General features: G+C 64.8%; 25 protein-coding genes and 2 tRNA genes. 18 read left to right on the plus strand and 9 right to left on the minus strand.

Annotated features, from left to right (window positions below; genetic code table 11):
* Positions 1–4: 4 nt before the first annotated feature.
* Positions 5–1405, plus strand: a complete 1401-nt coding sequence (locus C442_RS10590; protein WP_008310289.1) for a PAS domain S-box protein — start codon at positions 5–7, stop codon at positions 1403–1405.
* 14 nt (positions 1406–1419) lie between these two features.
* On the opposite strand, the gene C442_RS10595 is transcribed toward C442_RS10590, so the two are convergent.
* The gene (locus tag C442_RS10595) at positions 1420–2286 is read right to left on the minus strand and encodes a ZIP family metal transporter (RefSeq protein WP_008310290.1); all 867 of its coding nucleotides are present in this window, start codon (positions 2284–2286) and stop codon (positions 1420–1422) included.
* A 45-nt stretch (positions 2287–2331) separates the two neighbouring features.
* Complete coding sequence (locus tag C442_RS10600) at positions 2332–3039, minus strand: SDR family NAD(P)-dependent oxidoreductase (RefSeq protein ID WP_193363406.1); 708 nt, start codon at positions 3037–3039, stop codon at positions 2332–2334.
* Between the two features lie 97 nt (positions 3040–3136).
* On the opposite strand from C442_RS10600, the gene aroA reads away from it, so the two are divergent.
* The 3 genes from aroA to C442_RS10615 all read left to right on the plus strand — a co-directional run bounded on the left by aroA (position 3137) and on the right by C442_RS10615 (position 6348).
* Complete coding sequence (gene aroA / locus C442_RS10605) at positions 3137–4426, plus strand: 3-phosphoshikimate 1-carboxyvinyltransferase (RefSeq protein ID WP_008310292.1); 1290 nt, start codon at positions 3137–3139, stop codon at positions 4424–4426.
* Between the two features lie 94 nt (positions 4427–4520).
* The gene (gene aroC / locus C442_RS10610; protein ID WP_008310293.1) at positions 4521–5720 is read left to right on the plus strand and encodes a chorismate synthase; all 1200 of its coding nucleotides are present in this window, start codon (positions 4521–4523) and stop codon (positions 5718–5720) included.
* Position 5721: 1 nt separating this feature from the next.
* Positions 5722–6348, plus strand: a complete 627-nt coding sequence (locus C442_RS10615; RefSeq protein ID WP_008310294.1) for a uracil-DNA glycosylase — start codon at positions 5722–5724, stop codon at positions 6346–6348.
* On the opposite strand, the gene C442_RS10620 is transcribed toward C442_RS10615, so the two are convergent.
* Positions 6349–6891, minus strand: coding sequence for a hypothetical protein (locus tag C442_RS10620; RefSeq protein WP_008310295.1), 543 nt, complete (start codon positions 6889–6891; stop codon positions 6349–6351). It lies immediately after the preceding gene.
* Positions 6892–6991: 100 nt separating this feature from the next.
* Here C442_RS10620 and C442_RS10625 point away from each other — a divergent pair, with 100 nt between their 5' ends.
* From C442_RS10625 to C442_RS10675, 11 genes are all read left to right on the plus strand, one after another.
* Complete coding sequence (locus C442_RS10625; protein WP_008310297.1) at positions 6992–7744, plus strand: glycosyltransferase family protein; 753 nt, start codon at positions 6992–6994, stop codon at positions 7742–7744.
* 26 nt (positions 7745–7770) lie between these two features.
* A tRNA-Ser gene (locus tag C442_RS10630) sits at positions 7771–7854 on the plus strand.
* A gap of 368 nt (positions 7855–8222) precedes the next feature.
* The gene (locus C442_RS10635) at positions 8223–9485 is read left to right on the plus strand and encodes a PGF-pre-PGF domain-containing protein (protein ID WP_008310299.1); all 1263 of its coding nucleotides are present in this window, start codon (positions 8223–8225) and stop codon (positions 9483–9485) included.
* A gap of 45 nt (positions 9486–9530) precedes the next feature.
* A complete protein-coding gene (locus tag C442_RS10640) occupies positions 9531–9830 on the plus strand; it encodes a DUF5785 family protein (protein ID WP_008310302.1) in 300 nt (99 codons plus the stop codon).
* A gap of 57 nt (positions 9831–9887) precedes the next feature.
* A complete protein-coding gene (locus tag C442_RS10645; RefSeq protein ID WP_008310303.1) occupies positions 9888–10226 on the plus strand; it encodes a DUF7344 domain-containing protein in 339 nt (112 codons plus the stop codon).
* A 108-nt stretch (positions 10227–10334) separates the two neighbouring features.
* Positions 10335–11108, plus strand: a complete 774-nt coding sequence (locus tag C442_RS10650) for a GTP cyclohydrolase III (protein WP_049942942.1) — start codon at positions 10335–10337, stop codon at positions 11106–11108.
* A 67-nt stretch (positions 11109–11175) separates the two neighbouring features.
* Entirely contained in the window at positions 11176–11751 is a 576-nt protein-coding gene (locus tag C442_RS10655; RefSeq protein WP_008310307.1) for a CBS domain-containing protein, read from the plus strand.
* An 86-nt stretch (positions 11752–11837) separates the two neighbouring features.
* Complete coding sequence (locus C442_RS10660; RefSeq protein ID WP_008310309.1) at positions 11838–12305, plus strand: GNAT family N-acetyltransferase; 468 nt, start codon at positions 11838–11840, stop codon at positions 12303–12305.
* Positions 12306–12337: 32 nt separating this feature from the next.
* Positions 12338–12411: transfer RNA gene (locus tag C442_RS10665), tRNA-Thr, on the plus strand.
* Between the two features lie 35 nt (positions 12412–12446).
* The gene (gene msrB / locus C442_RS10670; RefSeq protein WP_008310311.1) at positions 12447–12851 is read left to right on the plus strand and encodes a peptide-methionine (R)-S-oxide reductase MsrB; all 405 of its coding nucleotides are present in this window, start codon (positions 12447–12449) and stop codon (positions 12849–12851) included.
* Positions 12852–12899: 48 nt separating this feature from the next.
* Complete coding sequence (locus C442_RS10675; protein WP_008310313.1) at positions 12900–13613, plus strand: hypothetical protein; 714 nt, start codon at positions 12900–12902, stop codon at positions 13611–13613.
* Here the strand turns inward: C442_RS10675 and C442_RS10680 are convergent.
* From C442_RS10680 to C442_RS10705, 6 genes are all read right to left on the minus strand, one after another.
* Entirely contained in the window at positions 13586–13843 is a 258-nt protein-coding gene (locus C442_RS10680; RefSeq protein WP_008310315.1) for a glutaredoxin family protein, read from the minus strand. The genes C442_RS10675 and C442_RS10680 overlap by 28 nt on opposite strands.
* A gap of 66 nt (positions 13844–13909) precedes the next feature.
* On the minus strand, positions 13910–14374 hold the full coding sequence (gene ndk, locus C442_RS10685; RefSeq protein WP_008310318.1) for a nucleoside-diphosphate kinase: 465 nt from the start codon (positions 14372–14374) through the stop codon (positions 13910–13912).
* Entirely contained in the window at positions 14374–14727 is a 354-nt protein-coding gene (locus C442_RS10690) for a 50S ribosomal protein L24e (protein ID WP_008310320.1), read from the minus strand. The genes ndk and C442_RS10690 overlap by 1 nt, the downstream gene beginning before the upstream one ends.
* A 2-nt stretch (positions 14728–14729) precedes the next feature.
* Complete coding sequence (locus tag C442_RS10695) at positions 14730–14957, minus strand: 30S ribosomal protein S28e (RefSeq protein WP_004516764.1); 228 nt, start codon at positions 14955–14957, stop codon at positions 14730–14732.
* A gap of 11 nt (positions 14958–14968) precedes the next feature.
* On the minus strand, positions 14969–15331 hold the full coding sequence (gene rpl7ae / locus C442_RS10700) for a 50S ribosomal protein L7Ae (protein ID WP_004516765.1): 363 nt from the start codon (positions 15329–15331) through the stop codon (positions 14969–14971).
* A 213-nt stretch (positions 15332–15544) separates the two neighbouring features.
* A complete protein-coding gene (locus C442_RS10705; protein WP_008310321.1) occupies positions 15545–16558 on the minus strand; it encodes an NAD(P)H-dependent flavin oxidoreductase in 1014 nt (337 codons plus the stop codon).
* Positions 16559–16646: 88 nt separating this feature from the next.
* Here C442_RS10705 and tmcA point away from each other — a divergent pair, with 88 nt between their 5' ends.
* From tmcA to C442_RS22140, 3 genes are read left to right on the plus strand one after another with little or no spacing between them, the layout of a single operon-like run.
* Positions 16647–18884: a tRNA(Met) cytidine acetyltransferase TmcA gene (gene tmcA / locus C442_RS10710; protein WP_008310322.1), complete on the plus strand. Its 2238-nt coding sequence runs from the start codon at positions 16647–16649 to the stop codon at positions 18882–18884.
* Complete coding sequence (locus tag C442_RS10715) at positions 18881–19378, plus strand: DUF456 domain-containing protein (protein WP_008310323.1); 498 nt, start codon at positions 18881–18883, stop codon at positions 19376–19378. The genes tmcA and C442_RS10715 overlap by 4 nt, the downstream gene beginning before the upstream one ends.
* Positions 19375–19539: a hypothetical protein gene (locus C442_RS22140; protein ID WP_008310325.1), complete on the plus strand. Its 165-nt coding sequence runs from the start codon at positions 19375–19377 to the stop codon at positions 19537–19539. The genes C442_RS10715 and C442_RS22140 overlap by 4 nt, the downstream gene beginning before the upstream one ends.
* The last annotated feature ends 36 nt before the right edge of the window (positions 19540–19575 follow it).

Here is a 19575-nt window from a genome sequence, read left to right on the forward strand (position 1 = left end):
ACCGATGGCCGACGTCCAATTACTGCTGGCCGGCGACGGCAACCGGGAGGCACTCGCCTCCGTCGTCGCCGAACACCACACGCCGATCACGGACGACGAGTTCCGGGAAGTCGACCTCCACATCGTCGACGAGTCGTCGTTTCCGAAGTACAGAGAGTCGATAGAGCGGTACAAACACCGGGCAGATCCGGTGTTTTGCCCCGTGATTCTGGTCCGTCGTGAGGAGACGCCAGTCAGGATTGACCTGCCCGATATCGACGCGGCCGAGCAGCCACTCGTCGTCGATGATATCATGACAGCGCCGCTGGACACGCAGGCGCTCTTTCGAACCATCACGAACCTCCTCGCCCGGCGCAGCCACACTGAGGACCTCGTTGCGGACCTCAGAGAACAAAACAGCGAACTCCGGCGGTTCAGGAACGCCGTGGAGCACGCGGGCCACGCGATTCTGATAACGAACACCTACGGTGTCATCGAATACGTTAATCCGGCGTTCGAGGAACTCACCGGGTTTAGCGCCGAAGAGGCGATTGGCCGGACACCGCGGATACTCAAGTCCGGTGAACAGGGCGAACAGTTCTACGAACGGCTCTGGGACACGATCTGTCGCGGCGAGGTCTGGACGAGCGAGATCGTAAACGAGCGCAAGTCCGGCGAGCGGTTCATCATCAACCAGACCATCGCCCCGATTCAGGACGCGGACGGGACGATCCAGGGGTTCGTCGGGATGCAGGACGAAATTACCGGTCGCCGACTACGCGAGCAACAGCTCACCGTGTTCCATCGGATTCTCCGGCACAATCTCCGGAACAACGGAACGACCATCAGCGGACGTGCGGATATCCTGTCAGAGTTAGTCGACGACGACGACGCTCTCGACCACCTTGAGACGATCAAAGCGAACGTGCAGTCCCTGCTCGACATCAGTGAGAAAGCGCACCACGTACAGGAACTGCTCGCGGACTCGCTTACCGACGATGTTGAGCGCGAACTCGAAGACGTCCTCAGTGACATCACGGACGGGCTGGCCGCAGCGTACCCCGACGCCGAGTTCGTCGTCGAGAGCGACTCCGTCCCGTCGCCGACGATAGACGCGAAGGTCATTCCGGCGTTGCAGGAACTCATCGAGAACGGTATCAAGCACTCGGACGCATCGGCACCGCGGGTCACCGTCCGGACGGAGCGCCACGACTCGACAGCGACAGTGACGATTGCGGACAACGGGCCGGGGGTCCCGGACCAAGAGCGGCGGGTCATCGAGGCGGCGGAAGAGAAGCCGCTCGAACACGGGTCCGGGCTGGGGCTGTGGTTCGCGTACTGGCTCATCAGCTACGTCGGTGGCGATATGGATATCCAGGCCGATACCGACGGGACGAGAATCACTGTGACTGTGCCCGTCCGGTGACGACGGACGCGCGTTCAGATAGCGACCCAGGCCAGCACGATGACAGCAGCGCCGACCACCGTCGACCCGACGGCGTGCGTTCGGAGTTCGTCGAGCAGGTCGTGGGAGTGGTCGTGGAGTTCACAGACCTCGTCGATCTCGCTGCCGGCCTCGCAGTTCGGCAGGAAGTCCATCGCGACGTGGAGGAAGATACCGGCGGCGAACCCGAAGATAACTGCGTTGAGAAGGGCGGACTCCGGGACCGGAAGGAGCGCGGACGGGATCGCCGTCAGGCCGACGCCGGCCGCGGGGAGCAACAGGGCAGTCGCGGACTTGCCGCTACGTCCGAGCCGCCGGGCGGCGGCGTAGCCGGCCGGCCCTTTGTGTGAGACGATAGCGAGGCCGAGCAGGATACCCAGTTCGGGCATCGAGGCGTAGACCAGCCCGATGACCAGGCCGGCCGAGAGGGCGTGGGCGGCGATGGCAAGCGTCGTCATGTCGAAGGCAGTCTCGACGTGGGTCAGCCGGTGGCCGATAGTGTGGGTGCCGTAGCCGGTGACCAGTCCGGCGGCGATGCCGACGCCGCCGATACGCGCTGCCCCGGCCTGGCCGCCCAGTCCCATCGCCTGCGGGACGAGGAACATGGCCGCCGACGTGACCATCGCCCCGCTCGCGAGCCCGTAGCCCCAGACCAGTCGGTAGGGGTTCGTTTCATCGGCCCGCGCCCCGAGCCACGCGCCCAGTGCCATTGCCACGAACGCGACCCAGGAGATGACCAGGACCTTACTCGCCCCGCCGGTGACTGCGACGCCGGACAGGATCACCAGGCCGACGACACTCGCGATGCCGGCGGTGGAGATTCGGCCAGCGTTATTAAAAATTGAGTTCGAGTTAATAGACATTATCTACAATCACTGGGCTGTTGCTAATAAACCCATCGGTGGCGGTTACCGCGTCGCCGACCGATAGTCGCCCCAGTCGATGACGCCGCCGTCCAGTGCCGACGGGTCAGCGTCCCGGAGCGCCCAGAGGACCATTTCGGCGACGGATTCCGGGTCGCGTCCGCCGTCACCGGAGAGGTCCGTCGCGACCTGTCCGGGGTCGACTGCACCGACCGGGACGTCGAGGTCGGCGGCGAACCCGCGGGCGACAGCCTCCGCGGCGGCCTTCGAGACGGCGTAGGAGCCGTAGCCGGGCATCCTTTCGCGGGCGACGACGCCCGTCGGGACGACGATGCGGGCGTCCGGACCGAGGTGTGGGACGGCTTCGCGGATCGTCGAGAACACGCCCCGAGCGTTCGTCCGGAGGTGGTCGTCGAATGCGGCGTAGGATTCCTCGGTGAGCGGTGTCTCGCCGGCGATCCCGTGGTAGACGCCGGCGTTGGCGACGACGTACTGTATCGCACCGTTCCCCTCCCGCGTCGCAGTTTCGACCAGTCGTTCTACGTCGTACTCGTCGCGCACGTCCGTCCGAATCGTGGTCACGGAGTCGCCTGCATCCCGTATATCGGCTTCGACACGTTCGAGGGCCTCCGCGTCGCGAGCACAGATGACTGTATGTGCGCCCGCACCCGCTACCGCGTGGGCTATCTGCTCGCCGATACCTTTACTCGCACCCGTGACGACAGCGGTCGCGCCGTCCATCGCTGGGACCATAGCGGTGGTACCGCTGCCAGCCACAAGGTCGTTGCTCCCGCCATCGGTGGGGTGAGAGAGCGGTAGCCTCTTGTCGAACGCCCGCTACCGACCGGGCATGGACATCACGATTGCCGAATCGACGGTCGAGGGGACGGCGCAAGCGCCGCCGTCGAAGAGCTACACGCACCGGGCGGTGCTGGCCGCGGGCTACGCCGACGGCGCGGTCGTCCACGACCCGCTCGTGAGCGCGGACACGAAAGCCACGATGCGCGCCGTCGAGGCCTACGGCGGCAGCGTCTCGCTCGCTGAAGACGAATCGACGGTCGAAGTCACGGGCTTCGACGGCCGGCCGGGGACGCCGGACGACGTTATCGACTGTGCCAACAGCGGGACGACGATGCGGCTGGTCACCGCCACAGCCGCGCTGCAGGACAATCTCGCGGTGCTAACTGGCGACGGCTCACTCCGGTCGCGCCCCCAGGGGCCGCTGCTCGATGCCATCGGACAACTGAACGGCGACGCCGAATCGACTCGCCGGAACGGCCAGGCCCCGCTGGTCGTCGGCGGCGGCGTCGACGGCGGTGCGGTCGAGATCCCCGGCGACGTGTCCTCGCAGTACATCACTGCGTTGCTGATGGCCGGCGCTGTCTCGCCGGACGGCGTCGACATCGATCTGACGACCGAGCTGAAATCGTCGCCGTACGTCGACATCACGCTTGAGGTGCTGGCGGACTTCGGCGTCGACGCCGAGAAGACAGATAACGGGTTCACCGTCGAGGGCGGTCAGTCCTACACGCCAGCGGGCGGCGACTACAACGTCCCCGGGGACTTCTCGTCGATGAGCTACCTGCTTGCGGCCGGCGCACTCGCCGCCGAGGACGGCCTGCGCGTCACGTCGGCGTTCCCCAGCGCTCAGGGCGACGCCGCCATCGTCGACATCCTTGACCGGATGGGAGCCGACCTCGACTGGGACGAGGACAAGGGCGAAATCACCGTCTCACAGTCAGATCTGACTGGTATCGAGGTCGGTGTCGAAGACACGCCTGACCTCCTGCCGACCATCGCGACGCTGGGGGCCGCCGCCGACGGCGTCACCCGGATCACCGACGCCGAGCACGTCCGGTACAAAGAGACCGACCGCGTGAGCGCGATGGCCGAGGAACTCACGAAGATGGGCGCAGAGGTCGAGGAGCACCAAGACGAACTGTTCGTCTACGGCGCTGACAGCGACCTCGTCGGCACGACCGTCGAAGGTCGCGCGGACCACCGTATCATCATGTCGCTGGCCGTCGCCGGCCTCGTCGCCGACGGCGAGACGACAGTGACCGGGGCGGAACACGTCGACGTGTCCTTCCCGGACTTCTTCGACGTACTCGATTCGCTCGGCGCGGCCGTCGAGCGGTAGATAGCGGGGATACCGACGCTATCGTCGCCTATAGCGGGACAAGCACCGGCCACATCTACAAGGTTCAAATGCCCCCAACCCCGACACCACTGTAATGAACGGCAACGAGTTCGGTCGTCTGTTCCGCATGACGACCTACGGCGAGTCCCACGGGGAGGCGATGGGCTGTACCGTCTCCGGCGTCCCGGCGGGTGTCGAACTCTCAGAGGAAGAGATACAGAAAGACCTCGACCGGCGCAAGCCCGGCCAGTCGATGATCACCACCTCCCGGGGCGAACCGGATAAGGTGACGATCAACTCCGGGATTCAGGACGGCTACACGACGGGCACGCCCATCGGGATGGTCATCCAGAACAAGGACGCCCGCTCGGGCAAGTACGAGCCGTTCATCACGGCTCCGCGGCCGTCCCACGGCGACTACACCTACTCCGCGAAGTTCGGTACCCGGAACTGGGGCGGCGGCGGCCGCTCCTCCGCTCGCGAGACGGTCAACTGGGTCGCCGCCGGCGGCGTCGCCAAGCAGGTCCTCGAACAGTCCGACTACGACGTCCAGATCAAGGCCCACGTCTGTCAGATCGGTGATGTCGAATCGGGGCCGGTCACCTTCGAGGACATGCTCGAACACAGCGAGGAAAACGAAGTCCGCTGTGCCGACCCCGACGCGGCCGAGGAGATGCGCGACCTGGCCGACAAGCACCAGAAGGAGGGCGACTCCATCGGCGGCGCGATTTACTTCGAATGTCGCGGCGTCCCGTCCGGCCTCGGCGCGCCACGGTTCGATAGCTTCCCGTCCCGCCTCGGCCAGGCAATGTACTCGATTCCGGCGGTCAACGACTTCGAGTACGGCATCGGCCGTGAAGCCCGGACGACCAAGGGCAGTGAGTACACGGAGAACTGGGAGTTTAGTGAGGACGGCCACCCGACGCCGGTGGGCAACGACCACGGCGGCATCCAGGGCGGCATCACGACCGGCCAGCCTATCTACGGTGAAGTGTCGTGGCACGCGCCGGTGTCGATTCCCAAGTCCCAGAAGACGGTCGACTGGGAGACGGGCGAAGGCAAGGAAATTACCGTCACCGGTCGCCACGATCCGGTCCTGCCGCCGCGGGCGGTCCCAGTAGTCGAGGCCATGCTGGCCTGTACGGTCCTCGACTTCATGCTGCTCGGCGGCCGCATCAACCCCGACCGGCTCGACGACCGGCCGGGCGAGTACGACACCGACTACCACCCGTCCAGCCCGCAGAACGACCCCGAGGACGCGGACACCCACGCGAAAACCATCGACGACGAGTAAGATGGACGCACAACAGGAGTCCAAGTCGAACCCGTTCGGGATGGACGAGGCGTGCCAGAACTGCCCCGCGCTGTGTGAGACGCGCGAGAACGTCGTCCACGGCTACGGCGACGTGGGCGCCGAGTTCATCGTCCTCGGTGACTCGCCCGCAGTCGGCGCTGACGAGTCCGGTATCCCCTTTACCGGCGAGCAAGAGCGCGAACTGCTCGACATCCTCGCCGCGGTCGACATGTGCTCGGACCCGAACGCCGACAGGCCGCAGCTACAGAACACCTTCCTGACGTACGTGACCCGCTGTCGCCATCCCGACAGGGCGGCGACCGACGAGGAGGTCGTCAACTGCGAGCCGTATCTCAACAGCGAGATACGGATGATAAACCCCGAAATCCTGCTGCCGGTCGGACAGCGCCCGCTCGAAGAGTTGGCCTTCGAGTACACGACGATGAGCGAAGACGAACTCGATATCGAGGACCGGCACGCGACGACGATCCGCGGCCGCGGCTTCGAGATCCTCCCGATGATTCCGCCGAGTGAACAGACCGACGAGGAACGGACAGCGTTTCTGGAACACTTCAGCGAGACGCTCGGACAGGATTACCGGCAGACAAAGGGCCGGCGCGGACGGTAGTCAGGTATCAGACTTGACCTCGCTCTCAGTGGTCTGGAGCAACTCTTCCGGGCTCGACACTGTCCCGTACTCCGTCGCTGCCTGTAGCCGGTTTTCGGCGTCGTGGCGGTACTGGCTCGCCTGTGTCGATTCACCCTGTTCGCTGGCGTAAGTCATGCCGCTGAGCCACTCGGCGGCCTGCCAGAGACAGGTCGCTTTCTTGCGCGCCCGTTCCGCTAACTCGGTCAGCGAGTCGTCGTCCGCTTCGCGAACAGTCGTCGTGAACTCCTCGACGCTTTCCTCGAAGTCCGACGCGGCACTGTCGAACCCACCGCGAGCGAGCGCCATCTCCCCGTCTTCGACGGTCGCCAGCGCGTCGGATAGCTGCCGGCGCGCTTCGCGATACCGCGTGTAGCCGATATGGTACGCCCGCTGTGCCGCCGCAGTCCCGGACAACGTGGCTTCGCGTTCGCAGTCGCGGCATACGATCTTGGGTCGTGGCTCCCCGAGAACCCGGTACTCCGACCCACATCCGTCACATCTGTAGGTCTGGGATTGCTCCATATAGTTTCTCTTAGTTATCAAATACTGCTCACATCTTATAATTGTTCTGTAGCTGCGTCAGAACACAAGCGACTAATCACAGTCGGGCCGAGAAGACAGTATGACTACGGTAACTGTACTGGCTGATCCGCCAGTCGAAGGGGTCGTGTTACAGGACCTGGCGGGCGACCTCTTGGACGACGCCGAGGCGGCTGGACTGTACGAGGCAATGCTGCTTGACGTCTGTCGTGCGGTGGAGATCAGCGGGGCCGAACTGTTGGTGAACTACCGTCCCTCGGAGCAGGTCCCAGACGGCGTAGACCCCGAGACTGCGGTGCGAGAGCCAGTGACAGAGGCCCTCGAATCGCCAGGCAACGCCCGGTTCGAGGTACAGGTCGGCTCGACGTTCGCCGGTCGGGTCGGGAACACTGTCACACACCTCCTCGACCGGGAAGACGTCGCAACCGTCGCCGCCGTCGAACCGACAGCGGCACTGTTGAACCGCCAACTCATCGACAGCGCGGCGATGAAACTCCGATCCAGCGGCGTGGTACTCGGCCCTGCTGAGGGCGGCCGTGTCTACTACGCGGGTTTCGGCGAGCCGATAGATTTCGAGGACAGCTACGCCACCCCAGCGGTCGAAACCATCGGCGAGCGCGCCGCGGATGCCGGCCTCGACGTGGACTTTCTCCCGTCGACGCCGGTCCTCGAAACGCAATCGGATCTCAAAACGATGGTTCCGCTGCTACGCGCCCGGAACCGAGCTGGTCGGGTCGTACCGGAACGGACGATGACGTTCCTCGATGACCTCGGAATCCGTGTTGTCGACGACGAGGGCGAGCCGACCGTGGTCCGAGAGACCGACAGGTCTTAGAAGGCCCACGCAGTATGCCCGACTGCGGTGGGATGGCAGAGCGGCCTATTGCGCCTGCCTTGAAAGCAGGTATCCTCACGGATTCCTGGGTTCAAATCCCAGTCCCACCGTATTTTGCCACGAACAAACCGTGAGTGGCAAGTACACCAGCTGAGATTTGAAGCCGACGAGTCGCAGCGCACACAGTGAGTGCGACCGTCTTGCTCTGGTTCGAATGCAACTACAGCAACGTTCGGTCCAGTCCGAGAGCCTACAGAAGAGGTGGACAGAATTCGCTGCCTTCCGATGTGTAGGCACAGTTTACCGAATCGAAGCAATCGGGCGGTTTTATGTCGATGGTCTGGATTATATTTGCGTAATGGTACGTGAAGATAGGTCCCCAAGGCAGCATCTTCTGGGCCTCCTCTCCGTCTGTGTCGTTGCCCTCCTCCTCGCAGCGACGGCGGCAGGCCCTGCTGTTGCTGCACCACGACTGTTCGTGTCCGGGGCGTCAAAAGATGTAAACACGATACTGACGGGTGAATCGGTAAACGTCACCGCGACGGTCAAGAACACTGGGAGCTCCGGCGGTGCGATGAGCGTTGAGTACGCGGCGAACGGAACAACGAAGGCAACTGAACGGGTGGCCGTCGACGCCGGCTCGTCGGCTAAGCGAACACGGGCACTAACGTTCAACTCGCCCGGAACATACCAGATCACAGTCAAAAGTCCGGAGCGGTCGGCCGGGTTCGTTCGGGTCAAGAAAGCGACCGCAGTGACGATACGGCAGGATGCGACCAGCCGACAAACGGAAGTCCGTGGCGGTGCAGTTCCAACGACGAAGCCATACGAAGTCGAGATGCCGGGTGCAATGAACCGGACGTTCGCTGTCCAGACGTGGACGGTGAACGCATCCCAGCGGTCGTTCACACAGAACGTCACCGAGTATACAGACCCCGCGGACGCAGGTATCACAGTACCCGATAGCGACAGTGCATCGGTGTTCAGTGTGGTGACCGTCGGATCGTCAACCGGAGTTCAGCCGTCGTCGATGCAGTTCGTGTTGAACCGCTCGAACCTCCAGTCGGCTGGCATCGACGCTTCGGCGGTCCGCGTGTATCACCGTGTGAACGGATCGTGGCGAGCCGCTGAAACGAGCGTTGTCGAGGAGCGGTCCGATCAAGTCGTCTATGAAGCGGACACGGCAGGCGCATCGGCCTACGCAATTGGGAAGATCGAGTCTGCATTCAGCATCACGCGAACCTCAGTTGTCAGCGAACAGGTTCCTGAGGGGCAACGGGTCGTCGTCGAAGGAACAATCTCCAACGACGGCGGTATCGAAGGCACGTACGACGCGCAGATGCGGGTAGACGACGAGGTCGTCAACCAGACCTCGGTGACTGTGCCGGCAGACACCGAACAGACAGTGACGCTGTCGACGGTCGTGACGACGCCGGGAACGTTCCAGATCGGCTTCAACGACGTCAACGCCGGTGAAATCAAAGTAACCGAGAGCCAACTCCAGACCGACGAGAACGGCGGTGCCGAGCCGAAGACGGAGCCGACTGGAACGGAGCCAGCAGTCCAGACCGAACCCGCGGGTGACGGTGACGGCGGACTCGGGCCGCTCCCGGCGACGGTCATGGGCATCAGTACAGTGCTGGTCATCGGCGGACTTCTCGGTGCGTTACTCCTGTTCGGCGTCGTCATTGCGCTCCTCCGACGGGGTGGCAGCCGGAACGACAGCGGCTTCGAACTGTAGGCGGGGAGAGAAACCCTTTTTGTGCCAGTGTCCAGAGAATCGCGTATGGATTGGCCACACGATCCGGACGGTGAGGAAGGAAGCGAGGGCCGGCGCAAGTACGGCCACGCTGTGCTGGCGAAGAAAGTCGACGAGGACGAGGACTTCCCACTGACTGCCGAGGAATACGTCGAACAGTACGGGGACCACCCGGTTCGGATCGACTACGAGACGGTCGTCAGCGTGGCGGACATCTTCGAGTACGTCGATCAGGAGGAGTTCGAGGACTTCCCGGACTTTCACAAATCTATCGGGCGCGCGCTGCGCGAGGCGGACTGGTGGCCGTACAGACTCGAACAGGCCTGACTGTGTGGAGTGTGTGGGCACGACACATACTTGTGGGAGGCCGGTGTAGCGTCGCGTATGGCGACGACATCTTCAAGCGGCGACCGCACCGAGCAGGGACTCCCCGAGGAGGTTGTTGCCGATCTGTTGTCGGACGACACTCGCCGTCGCGCGCTCTCGATACTGGCAGACCGCGGTGAACCGGTTGTCGTCGCAGACCTCGCGGCGGCGGTTCTGGCGGCCCAGCGTGACATCGAGCCAGCGGCAGTCCCTGACGCTGACAGGGACGAACTCACCGAGGAACTGTTCATCGAGCACCTCCCGAAACTAACGGCAACGGACGTCGTCGCGTACGATTCGATGATCGGGACCGTCGAGATACAGCGCCCCGACGCGGTGCCGACTGACCCCCGTTGAATCGGCTCGCATGTCCGGAGTCCGACACCGGCCGGACCGGCCTTCAGTCCACTCTGCCGGTTAATTTCGACAGAGCAATACCCGTTGCTTCTAAACGAACGATGGACAGTGACCAACACCCAGATCACCCATATACAGATTGATAACTACGGGCCGTGGACTGTGACACCTGAGCCCCGCCGTGAAGTCGACTTGCAGACGCTCCAGTCCCGGTTGTACGCTGACCTCGCACAGTTGTTCGGGAACCGCGACGGCTACATCTTCTTCTCGCGGTTCGACAACATGATCGCCGTGACGAACGGACTGGACGAGGCGGCACACGCACTCATTCAGGAGTCCGTCGGCAATCGCTACCCGGTGACGATGAGCCTCTCGGTCGCGACGGGAACGACACCCGTCTCGGCGCTGGGAACGGCGACAGAGCAGCTACAGGAGGCCGGTAGCGCACAGGACAAGGGCCGGCGAGAAGTGCTACGCGGCCAGACGATCGGCGAGGAGTTCCGGAAGCCCACAGACGTGCAACTCGCGCATTTCGATGTCGACGACGCCACCGAGAAGTACACCGACCAGCTCAACGAGTTCGACACGTTCATCCAGATCGAGCAGGGGTACGCGGCGCTCATGAAGTATATGCGCGAAGCCCACGACTCGTTGTCGTTTTTCGTCGGCGGTGACAACGTCATCGCGGTCTGTCCGGACCTGGACGAGGCAGACTACCACGATGCAATCAACCACGTCCGTGACGCGGTCGACGTAGAGTTGAAAGTCGGTGTCGGACGCGGGCGGACGGCAGCTACGGCCGGGATGGACGCCAAGCACGCGTTAGAGACCTGTCGGGCGACTGGCGAGGCCGTTAGCATCGAAACCGAGACAACCGAGTAAGTTGTGAACCACGCGATATAAACGTAGTGGAGGTATCTTTTAGACCGGTCGTGTGGTACTTAGGCACATGAACGGTGAGGTCACTGTGCGGGAGGTTATGAACAGAGAGTACGTCGGCGCAAGCGAGTCCGACGACCTCCTCGAAACGACGGAGTTGCTGATCCGAGAGGACCAGCATCCGATTCTCGTGTTACGGGGGAACGAACCGGTCGGCGTCGCGACGGACAGGGACGTGCTGGCGTACATCGTCGACGGCGGCAACCCGGAGACTGCCACCGTCGGCGACGTGATGCGTGAATCCATTCCGACAATCGGACCCGATGCTGGACTCCCGGCGGCCCGGGACCGAATGGCGACACGGTCCGCCGAATTTCTCCTGGTAACGGCCGACGGAGAGCCTCTCGGAACGCTGACCGAGCACGACATCCTCTCGACTGCGAGGTTAGAGAGCGAGTCGACGGAGGTCGCCGAGCAACCCTCGACGGTTGCGACGACCGGGCAGGAAGCCACCACCGACGGGATGCAGTCCGCCGCCGAGGATTCGTTCGATAATCAGGGCATCTGTTCCGCCTGTAGCACGTTTACACGGGACCTGGCGTCGTTCAACGGGCAACTCCTCTGTGCGGACTGTCGTGACGTCTGACCCACGCCAGCCGGTCCCACCTCTCACAGCGGACGGATACGGCGGCGTAGCCGAACTGTTTTGACCGTACGACACGGAGTAGCACCGTGGAAATCGCCACCGCCTCGATGGACGACGTGGACACCATCGTCGACCTGTGGGTCCGACTGGCGGAGAGCCAACGTACCCACGGCTCACATCTGTTCGGGGACCGGAACCGGACCGCGGTCCGGGAGACTGTCGTACAGCGCGTTGTCGCCGAGAACGTCCGTATCGCCCGTATAAACCGGCAGATCGTCGGGTTCGTCATGGTGACCATCGACAGCGGCCGGTACGAACAAGACGAGACGCGGGGTATCATCGAGAACATCTTCGTGGAACCGGTCCACAGGAGTCAGGGAGTCGGTAGCGAACTGCTCGATACGGCGGAGGAGCTACTTCGCGAGGCCGGTGCGGAGATCCTCGCGCTGGAGGTGATGGCGGACAACGAATCCGCCCGACAGTTCTACCGAGCACACGGCTACGCACCACACCGAATCGAGCTCGAAAAGCCGACCGAAAACGATACTCTCTAAACGGTCCCCACACAACGCAGGTATACAACCGCGCCAGGGGAGCTTGGGTGGTCCAAGCACTCGACTTGTAATCGAGAGTTCGTGGGTTCAAATCCCACCCCTGGCTTTAGGTTTTTACCACTGGAAGGCGTACGGTAGGCCATGAGTGAATCCAAAGGAGAACTCCCGGACAACGACGAAGAGTGGCGCGAAATTCTCTCCGACGAGGAGTACCGAATCCTCCGCGAGTCCGGAACAGAGCCGCGGTTCAGCAGCGACCTCATCGACGTAGAAGACGAGGGCGTGTTCACCTGTGCCGGCTGTGGGACGGAACTGTTCGATAGCGACAGGAAGTTCGAATCGGAGACCGGCTGGCCGAGCTTCTGGGACGTGTATCAGGAAGGCAACGTCGAGACACAGGCAGACAACAGCCACGGGATGGAGCGAACGGAAGTCGTCTGTGCCGAGTGTGGCGGTCATCTGGGCCACGTATTCGACGACGGACCGGAGCCGAGCGGGAAGCGGTACTGCATCAACGGCGCGGCGCTCGACTTCGAGTCGGAGTAGCGACCACCGGAACCCTTTTTTCCGTCATTGAAGTTGATACGGCTAGACGTGACTGAACACGGGACCGACGAGGCGGACGGCGAGGGGGCCGGGGTACCGGTCGACGAGTCGCTGGTGGACGAGCCACCGACCGCCACTGCCGAGCAGCCACAGCCGGAGAGTCACCTGCTAGCCGAGAGCCTCCGAACGTTTCCGTGGCTCCGGGCTGCCGGCGTCGCCGCCGGGACGCTGGCTGTCGAGTATCTGCTCGTCACGCTGCTATTTCTCGTCGGCCCGCCGGAGGTCGGCCTGCAGGAGCTGTCGGACCGGCTGGTCCAGTACGGGTTCGTGCTGTACAACGCCCATCATGTGCCGACACTGGTGACTGCGACAGGTGCCGAGGTGTACGGCTCGGCCGCGCGGAACGTCCTGTACGGTGTTGAGAACGCGAGCATTCCCCCTATCGTCTATTTCCTGATACCTATCGTCTCGCTGCTCACCGTCGGCGCACTGTTCGAACGCTACCGCGGCGATTCCCGGTCAGACAGCCTGCTCGAAGAGGCAGCGCTCGTCGGAACCGGCATCGGATTTGGCTACGTCGTCACTGGGTTTATCGGGAGCTTCGTGTTCGTCCGGACAGTTATGTTCGACGGCGGGGGCGAGGGACAGGCCGCACCAGCGGTGCTGTGGCTCCTGATTCTGATGTTCTTCCTCCCATTGCTATTTGCGAGCCTCGGCGCGGCCGCCCGCTACCTCTACACCGACTGGGCTTCGGGCGCGTAGGTCGTCTCGATAAATTCGAGGATGCGCTCGGACTCTGCCATCGTGACGCCGCGGTCGTCGTCGACCAGCACCGGGACGCCCCGCTGGCCGGAGACCCGCTTCACTTCGTCACGTTCTGAGTGCAGCGCCTCGACCCAGACGCTGTCGTAGTCGATCCCGAGTTCGTCCAGTCGGTCGGCGACTTTCTCGCAGTACGGACAGCCGTCGAGCTGGTAGAGCGTCAGGCTCATACTGAGCGGTACGGACGCCGCCTTCAAGGTGGTTGTGCTCGAAAAAACGCGACAGCCGATCTGGCGTTACTCGTACAGCCAGGGCGCGTCGATCTGGTCCCAGTCGACGAGTTCGTCCTCGTCGAAGAACAGCTCGATTTCGCGCTCGTTTGCGCCCTCGTCCTCGTGGTCGGAGCCGTGGATGACGTTCCGACCGAGGTCGAGCCCGTAGTCACCGCGGATGGTGCCGGGAGCCGATTCGGCGGGGTCGGTCTCGCCCATCATGGTGCGGACCTGCCGGGTCGCGTCCTGGCCCTCCCAGACCATCGCAAATACGGGTCCGGAGGTGATGAAGTCGACGAGTCCGTCGAAGAACGGCTTGTCCTCGTGCTCGCCGTAGTGCTCCTCGGCGAGCTCCTGGTCGATCTGCATGAACTTGCCACCGACCATCTTCAGGCCGCGGTCCTCGAAGCGGGAGACGATGTCCCCGATGAGACCGCGCTGGACGCCGTCAGGCTTGACCATCACGAACGTACGCTCGTGTTCGGACATCAGGCCTCGGCCTCCTCGGCTTCTTCGTCCTCGACGTCTTCGTCAGCGTCCTCGTCGGCGTCGGCCTCGTCCGCAGCCGCTTCCTCGGCGTCTGCTTCGGCCTCGTCAGCGTCAGCTGCCGGTTCTGCGTCCGCCTCTTCGGCTTCGTCCTCGACCGCTTCCTCGACCTCACCGGCCTCGCCGCGGGCGGTGTCGGTCCATTCGAGGTTGCGGGCCTCGCGGCCCAGGTCGGCGTTGTTCTCGCACTTCGAGGAACAGAAGTGCGTGGTCGCACCGTCCTTGTGGACGAACATCGTCCCCGTGCCGGGTTCGATGTCCGTGCCGCAGTAGTCACATTCGCGTGTCCGGGGCATGGTTACTGCCCTCCGATGGTGTCGGCCTCGCGAGCCGTCTCGCGGAGCTGGAGCACGTCACCTTCGCGGACCGGGCCGAGAACGTTGCGCGTGATGATGCGCCCCTGGTTCTCGCCTTCGCGGATGCGGCACTTGACCTGCATGGCCTCGCCGTGCATCCCCGTCCGGCCCACGACTTCGATAACCTCGGCGGGCGTGGAACCGCTGCTTTCGGATTCCTCAGCGCTCATCCGAGGTCACCTCACCGAAGCTCCTCGACCTTGTCGGCGATGTCCTCGACATCGGCGTCAGCCTCACCGGCGTCGGTGACGGCTGCGGCGGCCGAGCCGACTTCGAGCCCGGCGGCGTGACCGAGGTCGTCCTGCTGCTCGACGAAGATGAAGGGAACGCCCTTCTCGTCGGCAAGCTCCGGAATGTGCATGACGATTTCCTCGGGCTGGACGTCTTCGGCGACGAAGACGAGCTCAGCGGAGCCGCGCTCGATGGCTTTTGTCGTTTCGTTTGTACCCTTCTTTACCGCGCCTGTGTCCCGGGCGACCTCGAGCGCCTCAAGGGCGTCGTCTTCGAGGTCCGCGGGAACGTCGAAATCTACGTATACTGGCATTTGTATGTTCACCTCCTGCGCGCGAGCTCAGGCTCCCCCGCCGTGTCCGGGCCGCGAGGCCCGTCACACCGTGATGGTGTGTATCCTGAAAAGGCTGGGAGCATCATCAACTCGGCGCAGGCTGTACCCCATTCTGTGCCACCGGCCCTAAAAGCGCTTTCGAAGCCGAAATCGCGTGCCAGGCCGGCACACGGGTGCTGTCGGGTGGTCTGTCTATTCCGCGGCCGCCGACGCATCGGCCAGCGCAGCCCTCGCGTCGGAAACGAGACGGGCAACCACCTCGCCGGCGGGCCGAACGTCCTGTGCGAGCCCGGCGCTCTGGCCAGCGTAGTGGGGCAGGGCTTCGACGTCGCCGGTCATCCCGTCGAGCGGGGGCATATCAGCAAGCCGACTGATCGGCTCGCCGTCGGGCATCCGTGCGACCTGTTCGGAATCGCTGCCGCCGGTTTCCCCATCTGAATCGGCACCGGGCTGCTGTCTGACTTCGTCGGTTTCGAGGACCCGGTGTGGCTGGTCCGGCCAGCCCCGGTCGAACAGTTCGGTGAACCGCGTCGCCGTCTCGGGCGCATCGACGATGCGTTCCCGGTATGTTTCGTGAGCGCCCGATTCCTCGGTCGCCACGAACCGAGTCCCGAACCAGCCGCCGTCGGCGCCAAGCGTCAACGCCGCTGCGAGGCCGCGACCGTCGCCGAGACCGCCGGCTGCGACGACTGGCACTGGAACCGCGTCAGCCACCCGCGGGAGCAGTGCCATCGTCGTCACGTCGCTCTGGATGTGGCCGCCGGCCTCCCGACCCTGTGCAACGACGACATCGGCTCCGGCGTCGGTGGCAGCCTCGGCCTCGGCGGCACTTCCGACCGTTACCATCGCCGTCCCACCGGCCTCGTGGACCCGGTCGATGTACGGTTCGGCGTCGCCAAAGGAGAAGGAGACAACCGACGTGCCCGCGTCCAGACACGCATCGAGACACGCCGACGGCGAGAGCACGCCCGTCGATTCGTCGAGGACGACGTTGACGCCGATCACGCCGTCTGTCGCGGTTGCGGCTTCCGTGTATGCATCACGAATCGCGTCGGCATCGCGCCACGACATCGCCAGCATCCCGAGGCCACCCGCGTCCGCGACCGCCGCGGCCAGGGCCGGCGTGGAGACGCTTCCGACCGGTGCCTGCACAACTGGGTGGTCGATACCGATTTTGGCACAGAGCGGGGTCTGGAGGGGTGCCATACCGGCCACTGTGTCCGGTCCGGTGAAAAGCGTACCTGGGTAGCACCGTGACCGTCAGGTCCATACTGACTCGTCCGCCACCACCGGTATGGACATCGCGCGCTCGCTCCGAGCCGAGGCCCGCCGCGCAAACGAGCGGCGACTGCTCGTGCTGGCGGGCGACCCCGACCGAACCCGGGCGCGAGCGAGGGCAGCCCTCGACGCTGCGGATATCCCCAGCGCTGAGACGACCGTCGTCGGGCCGGAGTCGTTCCTCGACTGTGAACACCACGAGCAGTCCCGCGCCGAGGAACTCCTCGGGCGGACCCGGACGGCCGTCGTCGTCGATGCGCACGAGGAACTGCGGCCGGACGCGGTCGGGCGGACCGTCGGTGCAGTCGACGGCGGCGGCCTCTACGTTATTCTCGCGCCGCCGCTGGACCGATGGCCCGAGGAGCGGGACGGGTTCGATGCCTCGCTCGCGGTCCCGCCGTTCGGCGTCGAGGACGTGACCGGCCACTTCCGCCGTCGGTTCGTCGAGACGCTCCGGGCACACCGGGGTATCGCCATCGTCGACGCCGACACGGGCACTGTCGAGCAGGATGGTCTGACGAATCCGCCGCCGAGTCACCCGGTTCCAGACCCGGAACTGCCAGCCGACGCGCGGTTCCGCTCCGAGACCTACGCCCAGTGTCTCACCGACGACCAGCGGGACGCGGTCCAAGCGTTCGAGGCCCTGCAGGGCGACGGTACGGCGGTCGTGGTCGAGGCCGACCGCGGTCGAGGGAAATCCAGCGCCGCCGGGCTGGCCGCCGGCAATCTCGCCGCAGAAGGCAGGGACGTGCTGGTGACCGCACCGCAGTACCGGAGTGCCGGCGAGGTGTTCGCGCGGGCGGCACAGCTGCTGGAGACGCTTGGCGTTGATTTCACGCGCGACCGGCCGTCGGACCCCCAGCGGCTCGACTTTGCGGGGGCGGGCTGTGTGCGGTACGCACCGCCGGACGAGGCCGCGGCGCTTCCGAACGACCCCGACGTGGTCATCGTCGACGAGGCCGCGGCCCTACCAGTCCGGCGACTCGAACAGTTCCTCGACGCCCCGGCGGTCGCGTTTACCACGACCGTCCACGGCTACGAGGGGGCGGGCCGGGGCTTCTCCGTACGGTTCCGGGACCGCCTGGCGGAAAGCGACCACACGGTCACCGACGTGTCGATGACGACGCCCATCCGGTACGGCGACGCCGATCCCGTGGAGGTGTGGGCGTTCCGGGCGCTGTTGCTGGACGCGCGCCCGCCGGTCGACCAGCTCATCACCGAAGCGACGCCGGAAACCGTCGAGTACCGCCGGCTCTCGACGGCTGACCTGCTCGCCGACGAACACCTGCTCCGGGAGACCTTCGGCCTACTCGTGCTGGCACATTACCGGACGGAACCCTCGGATCTGGCTCGACTGCTCGACGCACCCAATCTCACTGTCCGGGCACTGACCCACGAGGGCCACGTCGTCGCGGTCGCGTTGCTGGCTCAGGAGGGCAGGCTCTCGGCGGACACGCGAGCCACGATGTACGAGGGCGGGCGGGTCCGCGGGAACATGCTTCCGGACGTGCTGTCGACGCAGCTCCGGGACGAGGCCGCCGGGATTCCGGTCGGCCAGCGGGTCCTCCGCATCGCGACCCACGCCGCGGCCCGGTCCCGCGGGCTCGGCTCCGAACTCCTCTCGGAAATCGAGACGGAGTTCGCCGACCAAGTGGACTGGCTTGGGGTCAGCTACGGTGCGACGCCGGAACTCGTCCGCTTCTGGGCGGACAACGGTTACAGTACCGTGCACCTCGCCACCTCGCGAAACGCGACCAGCGGCGAGTACTCCGTCGTGATGCTGGACCCCTGTTCCGACGACGGGGCGGCGCTCTCGACCCGACACGGTGGATGGTTTCAGGACCGCATCGCGGCGGTGCTGTCAGACTCGCTCGACGACTGCGACCCAGACGTGGTCCGGGCCGTCATCGAGGCGACCGACGTGGAGCCGACGCTCTCGCTCTCCGAATGGGAGTGGCGACTGGTCGCGGGCGTCCCCGGCGGCGCGTCGGTTCTCGACACGAACCCGAAGCCGTTCCGTGAACTCACCCGTCGACACCTCTCGGACGCGGCGGAGCGGACCGCGCTGTCACCGCGAGAGGAACGCCTGCTTGTCCGAAAAGTCCTGCAAGCGCATCCGTGGCCGACTGTTGCCACGGAACTGGATTTCGTCTCTGAGCGGGAGTGTATGCGAACGCTGGGCGGAATAGTCGAAAGATTGACGCGTCTGTACGGCGACGATTGGGTACAGGAGGAACTCGACAGACACCAATGAGCCTGCTCGGCCTCGAAACGCTGCTGTTCGTGCTCGCGTTCGCCCTGCTGGTCGGCGGTGTCATCGGTAGCCTCACACCGCAGGTCCCCGGCGCACTCGTCTCGCTCGCCGGCGTCTATCTCTACTGGGTCGCCAGCGGCATGACCGAGCCCGGAACGATCGTACTGGCCCTGTTGACGCTGGTCGGCCTGCTGACGTGGGCCGTCGACATTGCGGGCGGGGCCGTCGCCGCACGCGTCGGCGGGGCGTCGAACTGGACGGCGGCCTTGGCTGGCGTCGTGGCGCTCGTCCTCTTTTTCGTCACCGGCCCACTCGGCATCCTGTTGGGCGTCGCCGGCACGGTGTTCGTCGTCGAGTTCTACCGGCAGGAGGACGCTCGCGGGAGCGCGAAGGCCGCCCTGGTGACGACCGTCGGCATGCTCGCCTCGGGCATCGTCCAGGCCCTGCTGACGGCGTCGATACTGGTCACTATGGTCGCCGTCGCGCTCCTATGACTCGGTGTGCCGAGGACGACTGCGGGAACGAGGCCGCAGTCGAACTCCACATCCCCTGGGACGCGAACCGCGAAGTGTGTCCGAACCACGCTCGCGTCTGGGCGCAGAAGGACGGCGTCGTCCCCGCGCCGATGGACGGCCACGAGGACGAGTGGCCGTAGGCTGTTGTTCTCCCGATAGACAGATTAGTTCACACG

Source organism: Haloarcula amylolytica JCM 13557, from assembly GCF_000336615.1.
GTDB classification, from domain to species: domain Archaea; phylum Halobacteriota; class Halobacteria; order Halobacteriales; family Haloarculaceae; genus Haloarcula; species Haloarcula amylolytica.